This window comes from Streptomyces sp. NPDC048192 (genome assembly GCF_043202415.1).
Lineage (GTDB): Bacteria > Actinomycetota > Actinomycetes > Streptomycetales > Streptomycetaceae > Streptomyces.
In genome coordinates this window covers 128,448-148,029 of sequence record NZ_JBIDAL010000014.1, presented here as the reverse complement: position 1 = coordinate 148,029, position 19,582 = coordinate 128,448, and the positions used below count along the sequence as shown (strand labels likewise).

Below are 19,582 nucleotides of genomic sequence, written 5' to 3'. Positions count from 1 at the left end.
GGGTTTTCCGAACGGGTAGGCGGACCGGGGAAACAGCGCTTCCGACGGGCTTCTAGCGGAAGCGGAACGCCTTCATCAGCCGCAGACTCGTGCTCATGAAGCGGGCGTAGCCCTCGTCCGTCATGCCCAGGGAGGGCGCCATCGGCAGCAGCCGCTGCTGGGCCACCGTCTGCGCCTCCGTGTACTTGAGGATGCCCTCGGAGCCGTGGCGGCGGCCGAGGCCGGAGTCCTTCATGCCGCCCATCGGGGACTGCACGCTGCCGTAGGCGGGCGCGTAGCCCTCGTTGACGTTGACCGTGCCGGTGCGCAGCCGGGCGGCGACCTCCCGGCCGCGCCGGGCGTTCTTCGTCCAGACGGAGGCGTTGAGGCCGTACGGCGTGGCGTTGGCGCGCTCGACCGCCTCGTCGTCGCTCTTGAAGCGGTAGACGGAGACGACCGGTCCGAAGGTCTCCTCCTCGCACACGGACATGGAGCTCTCGACGCCGTCCAGGATGGTCGGCTCGAAGAAGTACGGGCCGATGTCCGGCCGGGCCACCCCGCCCGCGATCACCTTCGCGCCCTTGGCGACGGCCTCCTCGACATGCCGCTGGACCGTCTTCAGCTGGCGCTCGCCGACCAGTGAGCCCATGTCGGCGCCGTAGGCGAGGGAGTTGCCGAGCCGCATGGCCTTCGTGCGGGCGGCGAAGCGCTCCAGGAAGGCGTCGGCGACCGACTCGTGGACGTAGAGCCGCTCGATGGAGATGCAGAGCTGTCCGGCGGAGGAGAAGCAGGCGCGTACGGCGCCGGCGGCGGCCTTCTCGATGTCGGCGTCGTTGAGGACCAGCATGGCGTTCTTGCCGCCGAGTTCGAGGGACACGCCGACCAGACGGGCCGCCGCACCCTGCGCGACCTCGCGCCCCGTGCGGGTGGAGCCGGTGAAGGAGACGTAGTCGGCGTGCCTGACGACCTCGGGCCCGACGACCGGGCCGTCGCCGAGCACCACCTGGAAGACGCCCTCGGGCAGCCCGGCCTCGATCAGCAGGTCGCGCGCCCACAGCGCGGTCAGGCAGGTCTCGGTGTCCGGCTTCATCACGACCGCGTTGCCGGCCACGAACGCGGGCAGCGCGTCGCCGACGGACAGCTCCAGCGGGTAGTTCCAGGGGGCGATCTGGCCCACGACGCCGCGCGGGTGGCGGATCTCGGTGACCTTCGTGAGCGTGGGGACGGCGCCGGTGTGCCGCTTGGGCCGCAGGTAGGCGGGGGCCTTGCGGCCGTAGTGGCGGGCCGCGACGGCGACGGCCTGCACCTCCTCGTGGGCGTGCAGCCGGGCCTTGCCGGTCTCCAGCTGGATCAGGTCGAGCACCTCGGCCTGCCGCTCGAGCACCAGGTCGTGGAAGCGCAGCAGGACGGCGGCCCGCTGCCGTACCGGGGTCTTCTCCCACACGGTCTGGGCGGCGCGGGCGGCCTCGAAGGCCTTCTGTACGTCCTCGGGGGTGGACTCGGGCAGGTCGGCCAGCTTCTCGCCGGTGAACGGGGTGTGGTTGGCGGTCCGGCCGGAGCCGGTGACGCCCTTGGTGAGCTGGGCCACCAGTTCCGGGGTGACCACGTCGGCGGCGGTGCGCACGCCTTCGGGGGCGGGCGCGAGCGGGTTGGTGCCGGTGCTGTCCGGGGCCTGCGTGTCCGTCATGACGCGCAGGGTATGCCGCGTCACCGCCTTTGTGTACCCGTCGGTAACGGGGATTCACCGAGTACTCACATGCTGCCAGTGATCACTGGCGGCGAATGTGCTGATCAGCGCGTTGACGCGGCGACGAGCAGAAGGATCAGTCGAGCCCGGCTTTTCTCGCCAGGAGCATCCCGAGCGCGGCAAGGGGGGTACGGCGGCGAGGCGCGGACGGCGGGGCTGGGGCGGACGCGGGCACCCGCGAGACATCCGGACCGGGGTCGGGAGGGGCGGCGGGCGGGTCGCCGGGGGTGGGAGGGGCGGTCGATGGGTGGGCGGGGGCGGAAGGGGCTGCCGACGGGTGACCGGGGGCGAGGGTCGGCGCGGGGGCCGGTGAGTGGCCAGACGCGGAGGTCGGTGGGTGGGCCGGTCGGTGGTCGGGGGTGGGAAGCGCTGTGCCGGGTGGAGCGGGTGTCGGGACTGCTGCTGTGGGCGTCGCGTCCGGCGGGTCGTCGGGGGTGCCGTCCAGGTACGCCCGCAGCGCCGCCGTCACCTCCTCCGCTCCCGGCCGAGCCTCGGGCTCGTCGGCCTGGAGCCGGTCCAGCAGGGGGCCCAGCGGGCCGGGGTCCGTGTCCGCGAGGGCGGCGCGCAGCAGGGCGCCGAGGGACCACAGGTCGGAGGGGGGTCCGGCGCCAGGCCCGGCCGCCCGCTCGGGGGCGACGAAACCGGCTGGCACGTCTCCCGGGTGCCCGTCGCCGGTGCCGAAGTCGGTGACGACGACCCGCCCGGTGCCGGACTCCAGCAGCACGTTGGCCGGTTTGACGTCCCGGTGCACGATCCCGACCGCGTGGGCGGCGCGCAGCGCACCGAGGACGGCGAGCCCGATCCGGGCGGCCTCCGGGACCGGGAGCGGGCCGCGCCGCAGGACCTCCCGCAGCGACTCCCCCGCCACCAACTCCATGACGATCCACGGGACTTGGCCCTCGGTGACGACGTCGTACACCGTGACGGCGCAGGGATGGCGCACCCGGGCGGCGGCGCGGGCCTCGCGGTACAGGCGGTGCGCGATACGGCGGCTGTCCTCGTCGTCGGCCGGATCGCCGGGCAGCGATGGCTCCTTGAGGGCGACGTGGACGTTTTCGTGCTGTACGTCCCGGCCCCGCCAGACCGTTCCGGTGGGACCGGAGCCGATGCATTCGGCCAGCCGGTAGCGGCCCCCGATCAGTCGTGCGTCGGGCGGGTGTTCGCCGTCTCCACTCATGTCACATGAGTACCGTGAGCACCATGCCCTTGTCGAAGGGGGACACGGCCGACCCGCCACGTCCGGCCGCAGCGGGTCACCGCCTGTCGATGTCCAGGTTCGCGATCGCCGCGTCGGCCACCTGCCGGCCGCGCGCCGTGACGTCGCCCTTGTTCGGATAGCCGACGGTGAGCTTGTACAGGTCTCCGCCGCTCGTGCGGTGGTAGAAGATCTGCAGTTCGCGCGGGCTGGGGCGGTCGCCGTTGCTGGTCCTGTACACGACGGTGTTCTTCGCGGCCTCCCTGCCGTGGTACGTCGCGGTGTCGTCCGGGTGGGTCTTCGCGCCGCCCGGCATGTCGAGGTCGTACGCGCCGTCGCCGCGGAACTTCTCGTCGTCGTCGTACATCTGGGACCGCGCGGTGTTCTTGATCTCGCCCAGGGCGTCCTGCGACTTCCTGGCCAGCTCCAGCGTGATCCACACGGCGCCGCTGAAGTCCTCGTACGTCACCCAGTTCTGGTCGGAGTCGTTCTTCGCGGGCCTGATCTCCTGGTAGCTCGCGGGCGCGGCGACGGTGGCGCCGAGCCTCGTCACCTGGTGCCGCGTCCAGCCGTCGGGCAGCGGGCCCGCGAACGGGTCGGCGAGCACCAGGTACGCCGCCACCGCGGCGGCGACCAGTGCCGCGCCCACGCCCAGCCACGCCCTGGGCCCGAGGCGCCGGGGCCGGACGGCGGGAGCGGCCGCCGGGACGGCGAGGGTCGGCACCGGCGGCGCCGGGGGTCTCGCCGCCTCCTCCAGCAGCGCCTTCACCCGGTCCGCCGCCGGCCGGTGCTCGGGATCCTTGCGGAGCAGTCCGTCGATGACCTCGGCCAGGGGGCCGGAGGCGGCGGGCGGCGCCGGGGTGGAGTTGAGGACCGACTGGAGGGTGGCCGGGGTGTTGCTGCGGCGGAACGGGGAGACGCCCTCGGTGGCCGTGTAGAGCAGCACGCCCAGGGACCACAGGTCGCTCGCCGGTCCGGGCCGCCTGCCCAGCACCCGCTCCGGCGCGATGTACTCGGGGGAGCCGACGAACCCGCCGGTGTCCGTGAGCCGGGTGTCGCCCTCGATTTGGGCGATCCCGAAGTCGGTGAGGACGACCCGGTCGTGCCGGCCGAGCAGGACGTTGTCGGGCTTGACGTCCCGGTGCAGGACGCCCGCGGCGTGCGCCGCCTGGAGCGCGCCGAGCACCTTCAGGCCGATCCGGGCGGCCTCCCGCGCGTCGAGGGTGCCCTCGCGCAGGACGTCGCCGAGGGTGCGGCCGTGCACCAGCTCCATCACGATCCAGGGCCGGCCGTCGACGACCGCGACGTCGTGGACGTTCACCACCGCCGGGTGGTCGAGCCGGGCCGCCGCGCGGGCCTCGCGGCGCATGCGCTCGAAGGCGTTGGCGCGTTCCTGTTCGGGAAGGTCGTCGGGGATGCGGGGCTCCTTGACGGCGACCTCACGGTCCACCACCTCGTCCTTGGCCCGCCACACGGTCCCCATCCCGCCGTGGCCCAGCCTGCCGAGCAGCCGGTACCGCCCGGCGATGAGCCGTCCGGCGCCGGGTTCCCCGGCCGGGTGCGGCTCCGGAGCCGGCTGCGGGATCGGCGGCGGGATCGGGTGCGTGCGCGGCTGCGGCGGTTGCAGAACAAAACTCGTCGTGTCGTCGGTCCCGTGGCCGACTCCCCCGTCACTGCTCATGATTCATCCATATCGCGCCATCGGCCGCCGCAGCCACAGGGAAGGCGAACCGGTCACAGACCCGTGACCGAGCGGCCGTTCAGGAACCGGCCCGGAAGGTGTCGACGGCCACGTCGAAGTACTCCTTCGCCTCGCGGACCTTGCCCACCGGCGCCGACACCCACAGGTCGTACATCCGCCCGGCCTCCTCCCAGCACAGGTCGTAGGTGTGGCGCGGGCCCTCGGCGGCGCTGAAGCCGTTCCAGGTGAACTCCCAGAGGGCGGCGGGGTGTCCGCCGTGGGTGGTGCGGGTGACCTGGCCGTCGTGGTAGCCCGGGTTGGTGGACGGGCCGGCCGCGGCCGAGCGCTCCATCACGGCCCGCGGACCGCCGGGCTGGGGGTCGGTGACCCTGACGCCGAGCCGGAAGGTGCTGCCCGGTGAGAGATAGAAGACGCGCTCGCCCTGCGGGCTGCGGGTGAAGTCGTCCGGTACGGCCAGGGAGAAGCCGGCCGGGTCGCGGGCCGTGCGGTAACCGGAGGGCGCGGCCGGCGAGCCGGTTCGGCCGGGGCCGGTGGCGGTCGGGCGTGCCGGGGTGGACGCCGGGCCGGAGGCGGCGGGTGACGTGGGCGCGGTGGCGCTCGTCCCGGTTCCGGTCGCCGTGGCCGCCGTCGGGGAGGCCGGCGTGCCGCCCGGGGTGCCGCCGCGCCCGCCGCCGTCCCGGTGCAGCAGCAGGGTCGCCGCCGACACGCCGGCCCCGGCGAGCGCGGCGATCAGCAGGGCCGCGATCAGCACCCCGCGCGTGGCAGGGGTGCGGGCCGGGGCGGGCTGCGCGGCCGTGCCGGGGCCGGCCGGCGGCTGCGCCGTACCGTGCGGAACGTCCTGCTGGGTCGGCGAGTACGGCGTACCGGCGCTCTGCGCCCGGCTCGCCGCCGCGGACCTCGGGGTGAGACCGCCGCCGATCCGGTGCATCAGGCCGGAGGCGGTGGCGGCGCCGGGCGACGGCCCCGCCGGAGGGGTCCGGCCCGTCTCCAGGTAGGTGCGCAGCATCCGCTCGGCCTGTGCCGCGCCGAGCCGCCGGTCGGGGTCGCGTTCCAGCAGCCCCCGTACGACCGGCAGCAGCGGCTCGGCCTCGGCGGGTGGCCGGATCTCGGCGGTGACCACGGCGTGCAGGATGCCGCCGAGCGAGTCGCGCCGGAACGGCGACTCGCCGCTGAGCACCGTGCACAGCAGCGCGCCCACCGACCACAGGTCGGACTCCGGGCCGGTGCGCAGCCCCGACATCCGCTCCGGCGCGGTGTATTCGGGCGAGCCGACGAAGGAGCCGGTCTCGGTGAGCGTGGTGGCGCCCGCGACCTGCGCGATGCCGAAGTCGGTGAGCACGACCCGGCCGGTGTCGGACTCGATGAGGACGTTCGCGGGTTTGATGTCCCGGTGCAGCACCCCCGCCTCGTGGGCGGTGCGCACCGCGCTGAGCAGGGCGATGCCGATCCGCGCGGCCTCGGCGGCGTCGACGGGGCCGTCCCGGGCGATCCGGTCGGCGAGCGAGGTGCCCTCGATCAACTCCATGACGAGGTACGGCCGTTCGTCCTGCTCCACCACGTCGTGCACGACGATGATGTGCGGATGCCGCAGCTGGGCCACGGCCCGCGCCTCACGAAAGGTGCGGTCCCGGCGGCGCCGCGCGTCCTCCTCGGCGAGGGAGTCGTCCGGAAGCAGTTCCTTGACCGCGACGCGCCGGCCCAGCACCTGGTCGACCGCCCGCCACACGACGCCCATGCCGCCGCGCCCGATGCGTGCCTCCAGACGGTAACGGCCCGCGATCATCCGGAAGTCGGCGCCCTCGGTCCCCATGCGCCTCATCTTGCCGCATCGGACGCACCCCTTCCGGGACGGCGGTCGGCCAAGTATGGCGCCACCCGGAAGACCCGACGCTCACCCGGCGTGACCAACCGGTCCGTTCAACCCGAGGCGATTGTTTTCAGCCACAACCCGCTTTGAGAGGAATACAAAGTGCGGCAAATCGCCGAGCAAATCTCCCACATCCGAGTAAAACGGGTGGCTTGAATCATGCTGTCCCGCGAATCATGAAACCCTTACCTTCTCCTCACGAAAAACGCAGGGAAGCGTCTTGCCGTGACGGGTGTCGCGGCGGTGGCGATATTCGCCGCGCCCACGGTGACCAACGCCAGCGCGGCGAGCGGCGGAGCCGCGTGCTCGGTGACCGGCGCCTCGGGAAGTCTCACGTTCACCAACTGGTCGGCCACGCACGTCGACATCAGCGGCTGGGTCAAGGACACCGCCGCCGACGGTCACCACGTGGCCATCCGGCTCGTCTCCATAGACGAATCCACCGGCTGGGTGACGGAGTGGCCGTGGCATTCCGACTACGACGGAAACGGATCGACGCTCTCCTTCGCCACGTACGCGTCACCCACCGCTGACCACCTCGACTACATCGGCGCCGAGGTGGCGGTCATCGAGGGGAGTACGGTCGTCCGTTCCTGCACGGACTATGCGTGAGGTCGTCCTCGCCGCGGCTCGCCGGCCGGGCAGTTCACGAGGCTCCCGGCCGGTTCCGCTCCTGGAAGCCCCGCAGGATCCGGTCGAACTGCTTCGCGGTGGTGGGCCAGTCATCGGCCGGTGAGGCCGCGTAGATGGCGTACTCGGTGCCGTCACTTTCCATGTACGCGACGTCGATCGCCCGGTAGGGCCCGGGGAAGTAGTGGGGCGGGTCCTTGGCCAGCGCGTCCCAGGTGTACTCCCAGCGGACGCCCGGCAGGTCGCGGAAGAGCGCCTTCCTGAGGCTCAGCCGCTGGTAGTTCTGCAGGCGCCGTGAGACCCGCTGGTCCAGGTCGACCATGTGCTCGTACGCGGTGCTGAAGTCCGGCGCGGTGTCGACGGCGACCCGCACAAGGTGCTTGCCCTTGTCGGGCGAGTAGTCGACCTGCCGGAGGCCGTCCTGGTCGATGGAGACGGACCGCTTCCACCCTTTGGGCAAAGGGATGCTGAAGCCCACCGGGTCGTCGCGCCGCTCCCACCCCGCCGGAAGCGTTCCCTGATCACCGCCCGGCGTGGCGCTGCCGCTCGCCGAGGGCGAGGTGGTGGCCGGACTCGCGTCGCCGCCCGTCCCGCTGTGCTGCCGCGCGCCGCCCCACTCCTGGAAGGCCACCGCCGCGCCACCGCCGAGGACGGCCGCGAACGCGACGACGAGGGCGAGGGTGCGCAGCCGGCGCCGGCGCCGTACCGGGGCCGGGTGGTGCGGGGCGGGTGCCACGGCCGTCGGTCCGGTCGTGGAGCGGCCCGGCTCGGCCGCTCCCGGACCGTGGCCCGAGACGCTCGCGGCGGGCGGGTAGCCGGGCGGCTGGACGGCTGGGCCGGTGTGGAACGCGGCACCGGGGGTGGTGCCGTAGCCCGGGGCGGACGGGTGACCGGCGCCCGCTGCGTGCAGGCCCGAGCCCTGGGTCGGGATGAACGCCTGGGCCGTGTGCGGGCGGCGGCCCTCCGCCGCCTCGGCGAGCATCTGCTCCGCCTCCTCCACGCTCGGCCTGCGCTCCGGTTCCTTGCGCAGCAGGGCGGCTATGACGGGGCCGAGCGCACCGGCGTGGCGCGGCTCGTCGGCCTCCTCCTCGACGACCGCCTGCATGGTGCTCAGCGGTGAGGTGCGGCGGAACGGCGACCGGCCCTCGACCGCCGTGTAGAGCGTGGCGCCGAGCGCCCACAAGTCCGAGGCCGGCCCGGGGTCGTGGCCGCGCACCCGCTCGGGGGCGAGGTAGTCGACCGAGCCGACGACCTCTCCGGTGCGGGTGATGGTGGAGTCGCCCTCGATCTGGGCGATGCCGAAGTCGGTGAGCAGCACCCGGCCGTCGCGGCCGAGCAGCACGTTGCCGGGCTTGACGTCCCGGTGCAGCACGCCGGCGGCGTGCGCGGCGCGCAGCGCCCGCAGCACCCACAGCCCGATGCGCGCCGCCTCCTGCGGCTCGATGCGGCCCCGCTCCTTGACGGCGTCGGCCAGCGAGTGGCCCTCGACCAGCTCCATGACGATCCACGGGCGGCCGTCGTGCTCGAGGACGTCGTGCACCGTGACGACGGCGGAGTGGTTGATGCGCGCCGCGGCGCGGGCCTCCGCCCGGGTGCGGGCGAGCAGCACGGCCCGGTCGCTGTCGGAGACGTACAGCGCGGCGGTCAGCTCCTTGACGGCGACCGTCCGGTGCAGCACCTCGTCGTGGGCGCGCCACACCCGGCCCATGCCGCCGCTGCCGATGGAATCGGCGAGCCGGTAGCGGCCCGCTATCAGCAGGCCCTGCATCTGATTCACGTTGCCCCGCAATGCTTTTGACAGGGTCAGACTAAGGACCGGCCCACCCGCTGGGAACCAGCGGGGTGCCAAGGTGACAGCACTGTGACGCTTGTCGCCGCACGAACCGGCCGAGACCGGACCACCGGTATACGCGGCGCTCAACCGGTGTAGCGGTACGTCGCCGTCGCCTGCTCGTACAGCCGGGTCACCTGGTCCCGCTGGGCCTCCGGGCCGCGCACCTGGATGACGTGGTAGCGGCCGTTCAGCAGGATCGCCATGTTCCGCACGAACAGGTCGCGTCCCTGGCCGTCGGTCCACGTGAACTGCCCCTCGGCCATGGTCCGTCCGCCCACCTCGATGGTGCGCAGTCCGGTGGCCGTGGCCCAGCTGGAGTCGCGGTACGGCTGGAGTTCGCGCTCCTTGTCGCGCTGATAGGCCATCGGGTCGCTGCCGTAGGCGGACGCGCCGTCCCGTCCGGGGACGACGAGCAGCTCGAAGTCCCCGTGCGCGTAGACGACTTCGCCGCTGCCGTTCTTCGGAGTGCGGGCCCAGCCCTTGGCGACGGCGACCGTGAAGCCCTCGGGGTCCTTGCGCAGGGTGAACCCGTCGGCGGCGGACGGGTCGCCGCCGGTCTGCGGTTCGGTGGCGGGGGCGGAGGCTGAGGGGGTGCCGTCCTGCTGCGGGGAGGGCCCGTGCGTGGCCGAGGGCACGGGGCCCGCCTCGCCGGCGCTGCCGGTACGGTCGCTGCCCGCGGCCCCGCTCTCGCCCTGCTTGGGCATGAACAGCAGCGCGTACGCGATCGCGCCGGCCAGCAACAGCAGGATCAGCACGAGCAGGGTCCGGCCGAGACTGCGCGGTGAGCGGGCCTCCCGCCCGGCGCGTTCCGGGGCCCGCTTGTGCCGGCCGTGCGACGGGTGGGCCTCGGGCAGCCGCGCGCGCCTCCGCCGCAACCGCACCAGCTCACCGCGGCGCCGGACGACCGGCAGCCGGCTCGGGTCGGCGGGCGGCACCGGTACGACGTGGGCGCCGGCGTCCGGCTCGGGCGCGGAGCGCACCAGCGAGCGCAGCCAGCCGCTCAGCTCCTCGAAGTCCGGGCGTTCGGTGGGGTCCTGGCGCAGCAGCGACTCCACGACCGGCCGGAGCGGGCCGCACTCCTCGGCGAACGCGGGCGGCTCGGCGCACACCAGCTGCACCAGCTCGGCCGTCGACTCCTCCGGGTACGGCGCGTGTCCCTGCACCGCCCGGAACAGCAGCGCGCCGAGCGCCCACAGGTCGGTCGCGGGTCCGACCGGCGCCGCCAACTGCCAGTTCTCGTGCACCGGTCCGGCCTGCTCCGGCGCCCACCGCTCGGTCACCGGGCCCACCACGGTCATCCGCACCTGCCGCGCCCGCTCGGCCGCCAGCGCCGTCCCACCACCACGCCGGGCACCGCCCACGGGGGCTCCGGCGCCGTTCCAGTGGCCGTGCGCGGGCTCCACCGCCGGGGACCGACCGGGGAGGGACACATGCCCGGGCCCCAAATCCTGGGCCTCACCGGGAAGGCCACCACGCTCAAGGGCACCGAGAGAGCGCTGGAGACCGCCGGGGAGTACCGGGTAGGCGTCGGCACCGGGACGCGGGGAGGCGCTGGCATCGGGGTACGGCGAGGGGTCGGCACCGGGGTACGGCGAAGGCTCGGCACCCGGACGCGGGAAGACCTCCGCGCCAGGGCGCGAGGACGCCTCGGGGGTGCCGGGGCACGAGGAGGCGTCGGCTGTACCGGGGCGCGGTGAGGCGCCGTGCCAGGGGGCGCCCCGCACTCCGTAGGGGTCGGCGATCCGGCCGGGCGGGGTGGCGGTGTCCGGCAGGCCGGGGTTGTCTGTCCGGCCGGGGTACGGTGCCCGCGCCGTGCCCTCGGCTCCGGTGTCGCCCTCGGCGGGCGGCCGGGCGCCGGGCAGGGCGGCGCGCCCGTTCTGCCGGGCCTCCTGCACCCGCGCGGCGGCACGCGCGCCCGCGCGGTACGCGGCGATGGCCCCGGCACGGGCCGCACGGATGTCCGCGCCGTGCGCCGGCTGTCCCTGCCCCGCCGGGCCGGACACGCCGTCGGCCCCCGGCACCGGCAGCCCGCCGGCCGCCCTCGCCTGGATCGCGGCGCGCCGAGCCGCCTCGGGATCGACGTCCGCGGAAGGGACCTGGGCCTGGACTGCGGCGGGGGCTTGGGCAGGGATCGCCGTCGGGGCCTCCGAAGGCACTCCGCTCGCCCCGCCGGTCAGACCGCCCGGCCGACCCTCCGGGTCAGGGGCCTCCCCGCGGCCGCCCGAGCCGGAGCGGATGCCCTGCGGCGCGGGCCCCGGTCCCGCGGCCACCGCGTCCGCGCCGGTCGTGCCGTCCGCCGTACCGTCCTCGTCCGGCACCGGGTCGTACCCGCACAGCGCCTCCTCCGCGGCGCCGACGGCGAGGCCGGTCAGCATCACCCGGCCGTCGTCGCAGACCAGCACCGTGCGCGGCGTGATGTTGCGGTGCACCCAGCCGTGGGCGTGCAGGACCCGCAGCGCCATGAGCACGTCGGCGGCGACCTCCGCCGCCCGGTACGGCGACAGCGGCTGCTCGGCGAGCAGCGCGGCCAGCGGACGCGCGGACACCAGCTCGCTGACGATCCACAGCGACCCGCCCTCGGCGAACACGTCGAAGACCTGGTCGAGGCGCGGATGGTCGGGGATGCGGGCCGCCGCCTGCGCGGCCTCGACGGCGCGCCGCACGGCCGGGTCGGCGGGCCGCCGGGTGGCCGTCCGGGCCTCCGCCGTCCGCCCCCGAGCCCCTGCCCCGGTGCCGGCTCCGCGCTCACGCGCGGTGAAGGTGAAGCCCTCGGGCAGCCCCTCGGCGTCCAGCACCTCCGCCTCGACGACCTCCGGCAACGGCACCTGACGAACCAGCACTTCCTGGCCGCTGTAGGTGTCGAAGGCGCGGGTCTCGGTGAGTTCGTACTCGTCGGAGGGCGGCAACGGCAGGCGGTAGCGGTCGGCGAGCACTCGGCCCGCGTAGTCCTCCACGTTGCCTCCCCCGGCCGCCCGGTCGGTCACATCCGTTCGCCTCGCGGCCCGTTTCGCACACGCTTCCGGCTGCGTACGGTCCGCAACCATTCACGATACGTGCCGGAGGCAACCCGCACGGAGTGGATGACGGATTCTCACGCCGCAAACACGCGTCGGCCGTCTAGGACTTGGGCTTGAAGGAGCCGGTGAGCGTCTTCCAGGTGTCCTTGCGCAGCGTGCTGTCCCAGTCCGCCGCCTTCGCGGTGTACATCAGTCCGTAGCCGAGACGGCCGTTCACCACGAACCCGCGGTCGATGGTGCGGTACTTGGTGCCGCCGTCGACATAGGTGAACTCCCAGTCGGCCGTGTTCCAGCCGCGGTAGTCCACCTTCTCGATGCGGATGCGGTGGTACTGGGCGCGCACCATGGCGTGCTCCTGGTTCTCCCAGTCCGCCACCGGGTCGCTCTTGGGGCTGCCGGTCCAGCCGACGAGCAGCTTCTGTCCGTCGGGGCCCGCGTAGCGGTCGCCCGCGCTGTCCGTGGACCGGTACGACCATCCCTTGGGCAGTCCGATCGAGTACCCCTGGCCGGCCTTGCGGGTCGACACCACCGGCGCGCTGGTGCCGCCCCGGGAACCGGAGGCGCCGGCCGAGGCGGTGGCGCCGGTGGACGCGCTGGCGTCGACGGCGGTGCCCGGCGCGGAACCGGTGCCGTCCGCCGACGGGCTCGCCCCGCCCGTGCGGGCCGCGCCGCCCGTCGCCTTGTCGCTCGTGTCCCGCTCGGTGGACGCGCTGATGCTCGCCGCCGCCTTGGCCCCGCCGTTCTTGCCGGCCTTGTCGTCGCCGCTGAGGGCGAAGGCCAGGACGGTGCCGAGCACGGCGAGGACGATCAGCACGGCGATGATCACCAGGGTGCGCCGGGGCACCACGTCGGTCAGCGGCGCTCTGGGCACCGGGCGCGGCGGCAGGTCGAGGTCCGGCGGCGGCACCACCGGCCAGCCCGAACTGGGCTTGTTCGCGCTGGAGTTCGGCACGGCGGCGGCACCGGAGGCCGGGCCGCCCTGCCGGCCGGCGGCACCAGCGGCGGCACCGGGGCTGCCGGAGGAGGCCGGCCGCGTCCCGCCCGGGGCGCCCGGTCGTGCCCCGGCGGCCACGCCGCCCGGACCCGCCGCGGCACCGGCGCGCGCCGCGGCCGGGTCCGCGCCGCTCTTCGTCCGGGCCGACGCCGCCGCGCCGGCCGCACCGGCCGCCTTGCGGACCGCGCGCAGCGCGCCGCGCAGCTTCTCCGCGGGTTCCTCGCCCCGCTCGGCCCCGCCCCGGCCGTCCTCGGCCGGCCCGGGCTGCGCCGGCAGCGGAACCACCCGCGTGGCGTCCAGCGGCTCCGGCACGGGCGCGTGGATCACCGCGTTGAGCATCGCCCGGGCCCCGGCGTCGTCGAGCCGCTTGGCCGGGTCCTTGGTGAGCAGGCCGTAGATGACGTCCCTGAGCGGGCCCGCGTTCTTCGGCTCCTCCAGGGGCTCGGTCATCACGGCGGTGAGCGTGGCGATCGCCGAGCCCTTGTCGTACGGCGGGGCGCCCTCGACCGCCGCGTACAGCAGGCCGCCCAGCGACCACAGGTCGGCCGCGGGGCCCGGCTTGTGGCCGCGGGCGCGCTCGGGGGAGATGTAGGACGGGGCGCCGACGAGCATGCCGGTGGAGGTGATGGAGGGGTCGCCCTCGACCTGCGCGATGCCGAAGTCGGTGAGCACGACCCGGCCGTCCTCGGCGATGAGCACGTTGGACGGCTTCACGTCCCGGTGCAGGATGCCCTGACGGTGCGCCGAGCGCAGCACGTCCAGGATGGCGAGCCCCACCTCGGCGGCGCGCTTCGGCTCCAGCACGCCGTCCTCGCGGATGACCTCGGCGAGGGACTTGCCCTCCACCAACTCCATGACGATCCACGGCCGGTCGTCCTCGTCGACCACGTCGAACACCGTCACCGCGCTGTTGTTGCGGATCCGGGCGATCGCCTTGGCCTCGCGCAGGGTGCGCGTGATCAGGCGCCGCTTCTCCTCCTCGTCGATGTTCGACGGGAACCGCAGCTCCTTGACGGCGACCGTCCGGCCCAGGGTCTCGTCCTCGGCGCGCCAGACCGTGCCCATCCCGCCCCGGCCGAGCACGTCTCCCAGCCGGTACCGCCCGGCGAGAAGACGGCGCTCGCTCTTGTCCTGACGAGTCCCCTGACGAGATGTACCCGCCCGCTCCGCCTCCGACATGCGTCCCCTCATACAACCCGCCCTGACAGAGCCTCCATTGTCTCTCACCCGCCAAGTGCCGAACGCCCAGGGTGCCCCTGATCGCGGCCCCGGCCCCGCGCACGGGCAACCCTCCGGAAGCGGCCGTTCCGCCTACCGGGACGAGGGGTTGCAAGAGCGGAGGAATCGGCGGGTTGACGCCGGATCAGGCGCTCTTCGCCGGGGCCGGGCCGCGAGGGTCCCGCCCGGCCCGGTGCGGCTACAGCGGCACGATGTCGGGGGCACCCAGCCGCGCCGCGTCCGCCGTGAGGTCGTCGGGCTGGCGCTGGGACTCGCGCTCGGCCTCGACCCGTTTCTCGTAGTGCTGGATCTCGCGCTCCGTCTGGTCCTTGTCCCAGCCGAGGACCGGCGCCATCAGCTCGGCCGCCTCGCGGGCGCTGCGGGTGCCCCGGTCGAAGGTCTCGATGGAGATGCGGGTGCGGCGGGTGAGGACGTCGTCCAGGTGCCGGGCGCCCTCGTGCGAGGCGGCGTAGACCACTTCGGCGCGCAGATAGTCGTCGGCGGCCTGCAGTGGTTCGCCGAGGGCGGGGTCGGCGGCGATGAGGGCCAGGACCTCCTCGGCCAGGGAGCCGTACCGGTTCAGCAGGTGTTCCACGCGGGCCACGTGCAGTCCGGCGCGGGCGGCTATCCGGGCGCGCGCGTTCCACAGCGCGTGGTAGCCCTCCGCGCCCAGCAGCGGGGTCTCCTCCGTCACGCAGTCGGCGACCCGCATGTCCAGGCCGTGCACCGCCTCGTCGACCGCGTCCTTGGCCATCACCCGGTAGGTGGTGTACTTGCCGCCCGCCACGACCACGAGTCCCGGCACCGGGTGGGCGACCGTGTGCTCGCGGGACAGCTTGCTGGTGGCGTCGGACTCGCCGGCGAGCAGCGGGCGCAGCCCCGCGTACACACCCTGGACGTCGTCGCGGGTGAGGGGCACCGCGAGCACCGAGTTGACGTGCTCCAGCAGGTAGTCGATGTCGGCGCTGGACGCGGCCGGGTGGGCTTTGTCCAGGTTCCAGTCGGTGTCGGTGGTGCCGATGATCCAGTGCCGGCCCCAGGGGATCACGAAGAGGACGGACTTCTCTGTGCGCAGGATCAGACCGGTCGTGGAGTGGATGCGGTCCTTGGGCACGACCAGGTGGATGCCCTTGGACGCGCGGACGTGGAACTGGCCGCGCTCGCCCACCATGGCCTGGGTGTCGTCGGTCCACACGCCGGTGGCGTTGACGACCTGCTTGGCGCGGATCTCGTACTCCCCGCCGCCCTCCACGTCCCGCACCCGGGCGCCGACCACGCGCTCGCCCTCGCGCAGGAATCCGGTCACGCGCGCCCGGTTGGCCGCCTTCGCGCCGTACGACGCCGCCGTGCGCACCAGGGTGGCCGTGAAACGGGCGTCGTCCATCTGGGCGTCGTAGTACTGCAGGGCTCCGACCAGGGCGTCCTTCTTCAGGCAGGGGGCGACCCGGAGGGCCTGGCGGTGGGTCAGATGGCGGTGCATGGGCAGGCCCCGGCCGTGTCCGCGCGCCATGGACATCGCGTCGTACAGGGCGACGCCCGAGCCCGCGTACAGCCGCTCCCAGCCCTTGTGCTGCAGCGGGTACAGGAACGGCACCGGCTTGACCAGGTGCGGGGCGAGCCGCTCCAGGAGCAGACCGCGCTCCTTCAGGGCCTCGCGGACGAGCGCGAAGTCCAGCATCTCCAGATAGCGCAGACCGCCGTGGATCAGCTTGCTGGACCGGCTGGAGGTGCCGGACGCCCAGTCGCGGGCCTCCACCAGGCCGGTGGACAGACCGCGGGTGACGGCGTCCAGCGCGGTGCCGGCGCCGACGACTCCCGCGCCGATCACCAGCACGTCCAGCTCCCGCTCCGCCATCGCCGCCAGTGCCTCGGCGCGCTGTGCCGGGCCCAGAGTCGCTGTCCTCACGCTGCCTCCCGCTGTCGCAGACTCGCTCGCGTCGGCCGCACCCGGTGGGCGAAGCCCGGTTCATCCCCTCCTCATGCCCAAATTCTGACCGTGTTGCCCGACTTCAGCCACCACGGCAGCCGAACCTGTGGACAACTCCAACGCAACTCGCGCACAACCCTTCGGAAGACACACGAACACAATCACACATAACAGTCATATGTGTATCTAGCCTGGCATCGCACGCGCTCATCTCGTCCACAGCGGTTGCGCAACTGTCCCGCTTCGGCTATCGGGAAGGACGGCCCACGCCATGCCCGCAGACCTCGCCGTCATCGGACTCGGCCCCTACGGCTTGCCGCTCGCCCAGGCCGCAGTCGCCGCAGGCATCTCCACCATCGGCTACGCCACCGGACCCGAGACGGGCTCGCTCAGCCCCGCCGAGCTGCGCCGGATGCACTCGGGCGGCTTCCGGCCCGGCACCGACCCCGCCCAGCTCGGGCGGGTGCGCACCGCGGTGATCTGCGCGCCGACCCCGCGCGACGCCGACGGCGGACTCGACCTCGGCCAGGTGGAGGCGGCCGCCCGCGCCCTCGCCGAGCGGCTGCGCCCGCACACGACGGTCATCCTGGAGTCGCCGGTGCTCCCCGGCACCACGGAGGACTTCCTGCGCCCCCTGCTGGAGAAGGGCTCGGGGCTGCGCGCCGGCCGCGACTTCCACCTCGCCTACTCGCCCAGCCGGGTCGACCCCGGCAACCGCGACCACACCCCCGCCGGCACGCCCAAGGTCATCGGCGGCCTCACGCCCGCGTGCACCGAGTCGGCCGCCGCCTTCTACGGCCGGCTCACCGACAAGGTGGTCCGCGCGCGCGGACTGCGCGAGGCGGAGACCGTCCAGCTGCTGGAGACCAACTTCCGGCACGTCAACATCGCGCTCGTCAACGAGATGGCCGTGCTCTGCCACGAGCTGGGCGTCGACCTGTGGGACGTCATCCGGTGCGCCGAGACCAAGCCCTTCGGTTTCCAGGCGTTCCGCCCCGGACCCGGCGTCGGCGGGCACGGCGTCCCGCAGGACCTGACCGGCCACGCCACCCGCACCCTGCGCATGGTGGAACTGGCCCAGCAGGTCAACAGCCGGATGCCCCGGTACGTCGTGCAGCGCGCCGCCACCCTGCTCAACGAGCACGGCAAGTCCGCCCGCGGCGCGCGCGTGCTGCTGCTCGGCGTCACCTACAAGCCCGACCTCGCCGACCTGCAGGGCACTCCGGCCCGGGAGATCGCGGTCCGGCTGATGGAGCTGGGCGCCTCGGTGAGCTACCACGACCCGTACGTGGCCTCCTGGACCGTCCTGGACCGTCCGGTCCCGCGCGCGGACTCGTTCTACGAGGCCGCCGCCGAGGCCGACCTGACGATCCTGCTCCAGCAGCACCGGACGTACGACCTGCAGGGGCTGTCGGTGAAGGCCCAGCTGCTGCTGGACACCCGCGGGGCCACGCCCACGGGGGCGGCGCACCGGCTCTGAGCCCCGCGCCGCCGGGCCCCGCCCGGTCACGAACGGAAAACGGCCGGGGGCGTTGTCGTCCCCGGCTGTTAGTCTCCCCCGGACCCGCGGCACACGCGCGTGCCGGGGTTTCGTCGTTTTCCTTGGTCAGTCGTGATCCGTATCGGATCCACATCGGGGGGATTTCTGTCATGAGCCAGTCAGTTCCGCCTGCGCAGCCGCCGCAGCCGGGTCCGGTCGACGCCAGCCCGTACGCCCAGCAGGCCCCGGCCGGCGCGCCGTACCCGCCGCAGCCCGGCGCCCACGCCGCCCAGCCGGGCGCCTTCGCCCCGCCGGCGCCGGCCGCCCCGGCCCGGAACAACGCCGTTCTCGGCATCGTCGCCGCGGTCATCGCCGCCGTGGTCACCGCCGCGCTCTACGGCCTCGTCATCGGCGCCACCAAGCACGAGATCGGCTACGCGGCCGTCGGCGTCGGTTTCGTCGTCGGTCTCGCGGCCGGCAAGGCGGGCGGCCGCAACCCGGTCCTGCCCGTCGTCAGCGCGATCCTGGCGCTCGGCTCGGTGTACGTCGGCCAGCTGGTGGGCGAAGCCATGATCGGCGCCGACCAGCTGCACGTGAGCTTCGGTGAGCTGTTCTTCCAGCACATCGACGTGGTCCAGAAGGTGTGGAAGGAAGACGCCGATCCGCTGACCTTCCTGTTCTTCGCCATCGCCGCGTTCGCCGCGTTCTCCGGCGCCAAGAAGGCCGCCGCGTAACGCCTGCCCGCATGCGACGCCTGCCCGCACACGACAGGGGCCCGGCCACCTCCTCGGTGACCGGGCCCCTGTGCGTCGTGTGCGTCAGCGGCGGTGCTGGCTGTCGGCGACCGTCACCTCGACCCGCTGGAACTCCTTCAGCTCGCTGTAGCCGGTGGTGGCCATCGCACGGCGCAGGGCGCCGAAGAAGTTCATCGAGCCGTCGGGGGTGTGGGACGGGCCGGTGAGGATCTCCTCGATGGTGCCGACCGTACCCAGGTCGACCTTCTTGCCGCGGGGCAGCTCCTCGTTGACCGCCTCCATGCCCCAGTGGTTGCCCTTGCCGGGGCCGTCCGTGGCGCGGGCCAGCGGGGAGCCCATCATCACCGCGTCGGCGCCGCAGGCGATCGCCTTGGGCAGGTCGCCGGACCAGCCGACGCCGCCGTCCGCGATCACGTGCACGTACCGGCCGCCGGACTCGTCCATGTAGTCACGGCGGGCGGCCGCCACGTCGGCGACGGCCGTGGCCATCGGGACCTGGATGCCGAGGACGTTGCGCGTGGTGTGGGCGGCGCCGCCGCCGAAGCCCACGAGCACGCCCGCGGCGCCCGTGCGCATCAGGTGCAGGGCCGCCGTGTAGGTGGCGCAGCCGCCGACGATCACCGGGACGTCCAGCTCGTAGATGAACTGCTTCAGGTTCAGCGGCTCGTGCGAGGACGAGACGTGCTCCGCGGAGACCGTCGTACCGCGGATGACGAAGATGTCCACGCCCGCGTCCACGACCGCCTTGGAGAACTGGGCGGTGCGCTGCGGGGAGAGCGCGGCGGCGGTGACCACGCCGGAGTCGCGCACCTCCTTGATGCGCGCGCCGATCAGCTCCTCCTTGATGGGCGCCGCGTAGATCTCCTGCAGACGGCGGGTGGCCTGCTCGGCGGGCAGCTCGGCGATCTCGTCCAGCAGCGGCTGCGGGTCCTCGTACCGCGTCCACAGGCCCTCGAGGTTGAGCACGCCGAGGCCGCCCAGCTCACCGATGCGGATGGCGGTGGCCGGGGAGACGACCGAGTCCATGGGGGCGGCCAGGAAGGGCAGCTCGAAGCGGTAGGCGTCGATCTGCCAGGCGATCGAGACCTCCTTCGGGTCCCGCGTACGGCGGCTGGGGACGACGGCGATGTCGTCGAAGGCGTACGCCCGGCGGCCGCGCTTGCCGCGCCCGATCTCGATCTCAGTCACGTCTGTGGCCTTTCCCTGATGCGTTGCAGCGCCTCCCAGTATCGCCGAC

Annotated in this window: 12 protein-coding genes; 3 read left to right on the top strand and 9 right to left on the bottom strand. The window is 73.8% G+C overall.

Annotated elements, in window-relative coordinates; translation table 11 throughout:
• Positions 1–52: 52 nt before the first annotated feature.
• From ACGFZN_RS28680 to ACGFZN_RS28665, 4 genes are all read right to left on the bottom strand, one after another.
• A complete protein-coding gene (locus tag ACGFZN_RS28680; RefSeq protein WP_393861356.1) occupies positions 53–1,666 on the bottom strand; it encodes a succinic semialdehyde dehydrogenase in 1,614 nt (537 codons plus the stop codon).
• 136 nt (positions 1,667–1,802) lie between these two features.
• The gene (locus tag ACGFZN_RS28675; protein ID WP_393861355.1) at positions 1,803–2,903 is read right to left on the bottom strand and encodes a protein kinase; all 1,101 of its coding nucleotides are present in this window, start codon (positions 2,901–2,903) and stop codon (positions 1,803–1,805) included.
• A 76-nt stretch (positions 2,904–2,979) separates the two neighbouring features.
• Positions 2,980–4,602, bottom strand: coding sequence for a serine/threonine-protein kinase (locus tag ACGFZN_RS28670; protein ID WP_393861354.1), 1,623 nt, complete (start codon positions 4,600–4,602; stop codon positions 2,980–2,982).
• Positions 4,603–4,681: 79 nt separating this feature from the next.
• Positions 4,682–6,433 (bottom strand): protein kinase, encoded by a 1,752-nt coding sequence (locus tag ACGFZN_RS28665; protein WP_393861353.1) that lies wholly within the window; start codon positions 6,431–6,433, stop codon positions 4,682–4,684.
• A gap of 282 nt (positions 6,434–6,715) precedes the next feature.
• Between ACGFZN_RS28665 and ACGFZN_RS28660 the strand changes: the two genes are divergently transcribed.
• Positions 6,716–7,102, top strand: coding sequence for a hypothetical protein (locus ACGFZN_RS28660; protein WP_393861352.1), 387 nt, complete (start codon positions 6,716–6,718; stop codon positions 7,100–7,102).
• Between the two features lie 34 nt (positions 7,103–7,136).
• On the opposite strand, the gene ACGFZN_RS28655 is transcribed toward ACGFZN_RS28660, so the two are convergent.
• From ACGFZN_RS28655 to ACGFZN_RS28640, 4 genes are all read right to left on the bottom strand, one after another.
• Positions 7,137–8,888, bottom strand: coding sequence for a protein kinase (locus ACGFZN_RS28655; protein ID WP_393861351.1), 1,752 nt, complete (start codon positions 8,886–8,888; stop codon positions 7,137–7,139).
• A 149-nt stretch (positions 8,889–9,037) separates the two neighbouring features.
• Complete coding sequence (locus ACGFZN_RS28650) at positions 9,038–11,908, bottom strand: protein kinase (RefSeq protein ID WP_393861350.1); 2,871 nt, start codon at positions 11,906–11,908, stop codon at positions 9,038–9,040.
• Between the two features lie 163 nt (positions 11,909–12,071).
• Positions 12,072–14,144, bottom strand: a complete 2,073-nt coding sequence (locus ACGFZN_RS28645) for a serine/threonine-protein kinase (RefSeq protein ID WP_393861349.1) — start codon at positions 14,142–14,144, stop codon at positions 12,072–12,074.
• Between the two features lie 238 nt (positions 14,145–14,382).
• Positions 14,383–16,089 (bottom strand): FAD-dependent oxidoreductase, encoded by a 1,707-nt coding sequence (locus ACGFZN_RS28640; protein WP_393861348.1) that lies wholly within the window; start codon positions 16,087–16,089, stop codon positions 14,383–14,385.
• A 292-nt stretch (positions 16,090–16,381) separates the two neighbouring features.
• On the opposite strand from ACGFZN_RS28640, the gene ACGFZN_RS28635 reads away from it, so the two are divergent.
• On the top strand, positions 16,382–17,590 hold the full coding sequence (locus ACGFZN_RS28635; protein ID WP_393861347.1) for a nucleotide sugar dehydrogenase: 1,209 nt from the start codon (positions 16,382–16,384) through the stop codon (positions 17,588–17,590).
• 170 nt (positions 17,591–17,760) lie between these two features.
• Complete coding sequence (locus tag ACGFZN_RS28630) at positions 17,761–18,324, top strand: hypothetical protein (protein ID WP_393861346.1); 564 nt, start codon at positions 17,761–17,763, stop codon at positions 18,322–18,324.
• An 84-nt stretch (positions 18,325–18,408) separates the two neighbouring features.
• Here the strand turns inward: ACGFZN_RS28630 and ACGFZN_RS28625 are convergent, their stop codons facing one another.
• Positions 18,409–19,533: a GuaB3 family IMP dehydrogenase-related protein gene (locus tag ACGFZN_RS28625; RefSeq protein ID WP_393861345.1), complete on the bottom strand. Its 1,125-nt coding sequence runs from the start codon at positions 19,531–19,533 to the stop codon at positions 18,409–18,411.
• Between the last annotated feature and the right edge of the window lie 49 nt (positions 19,534–19,582).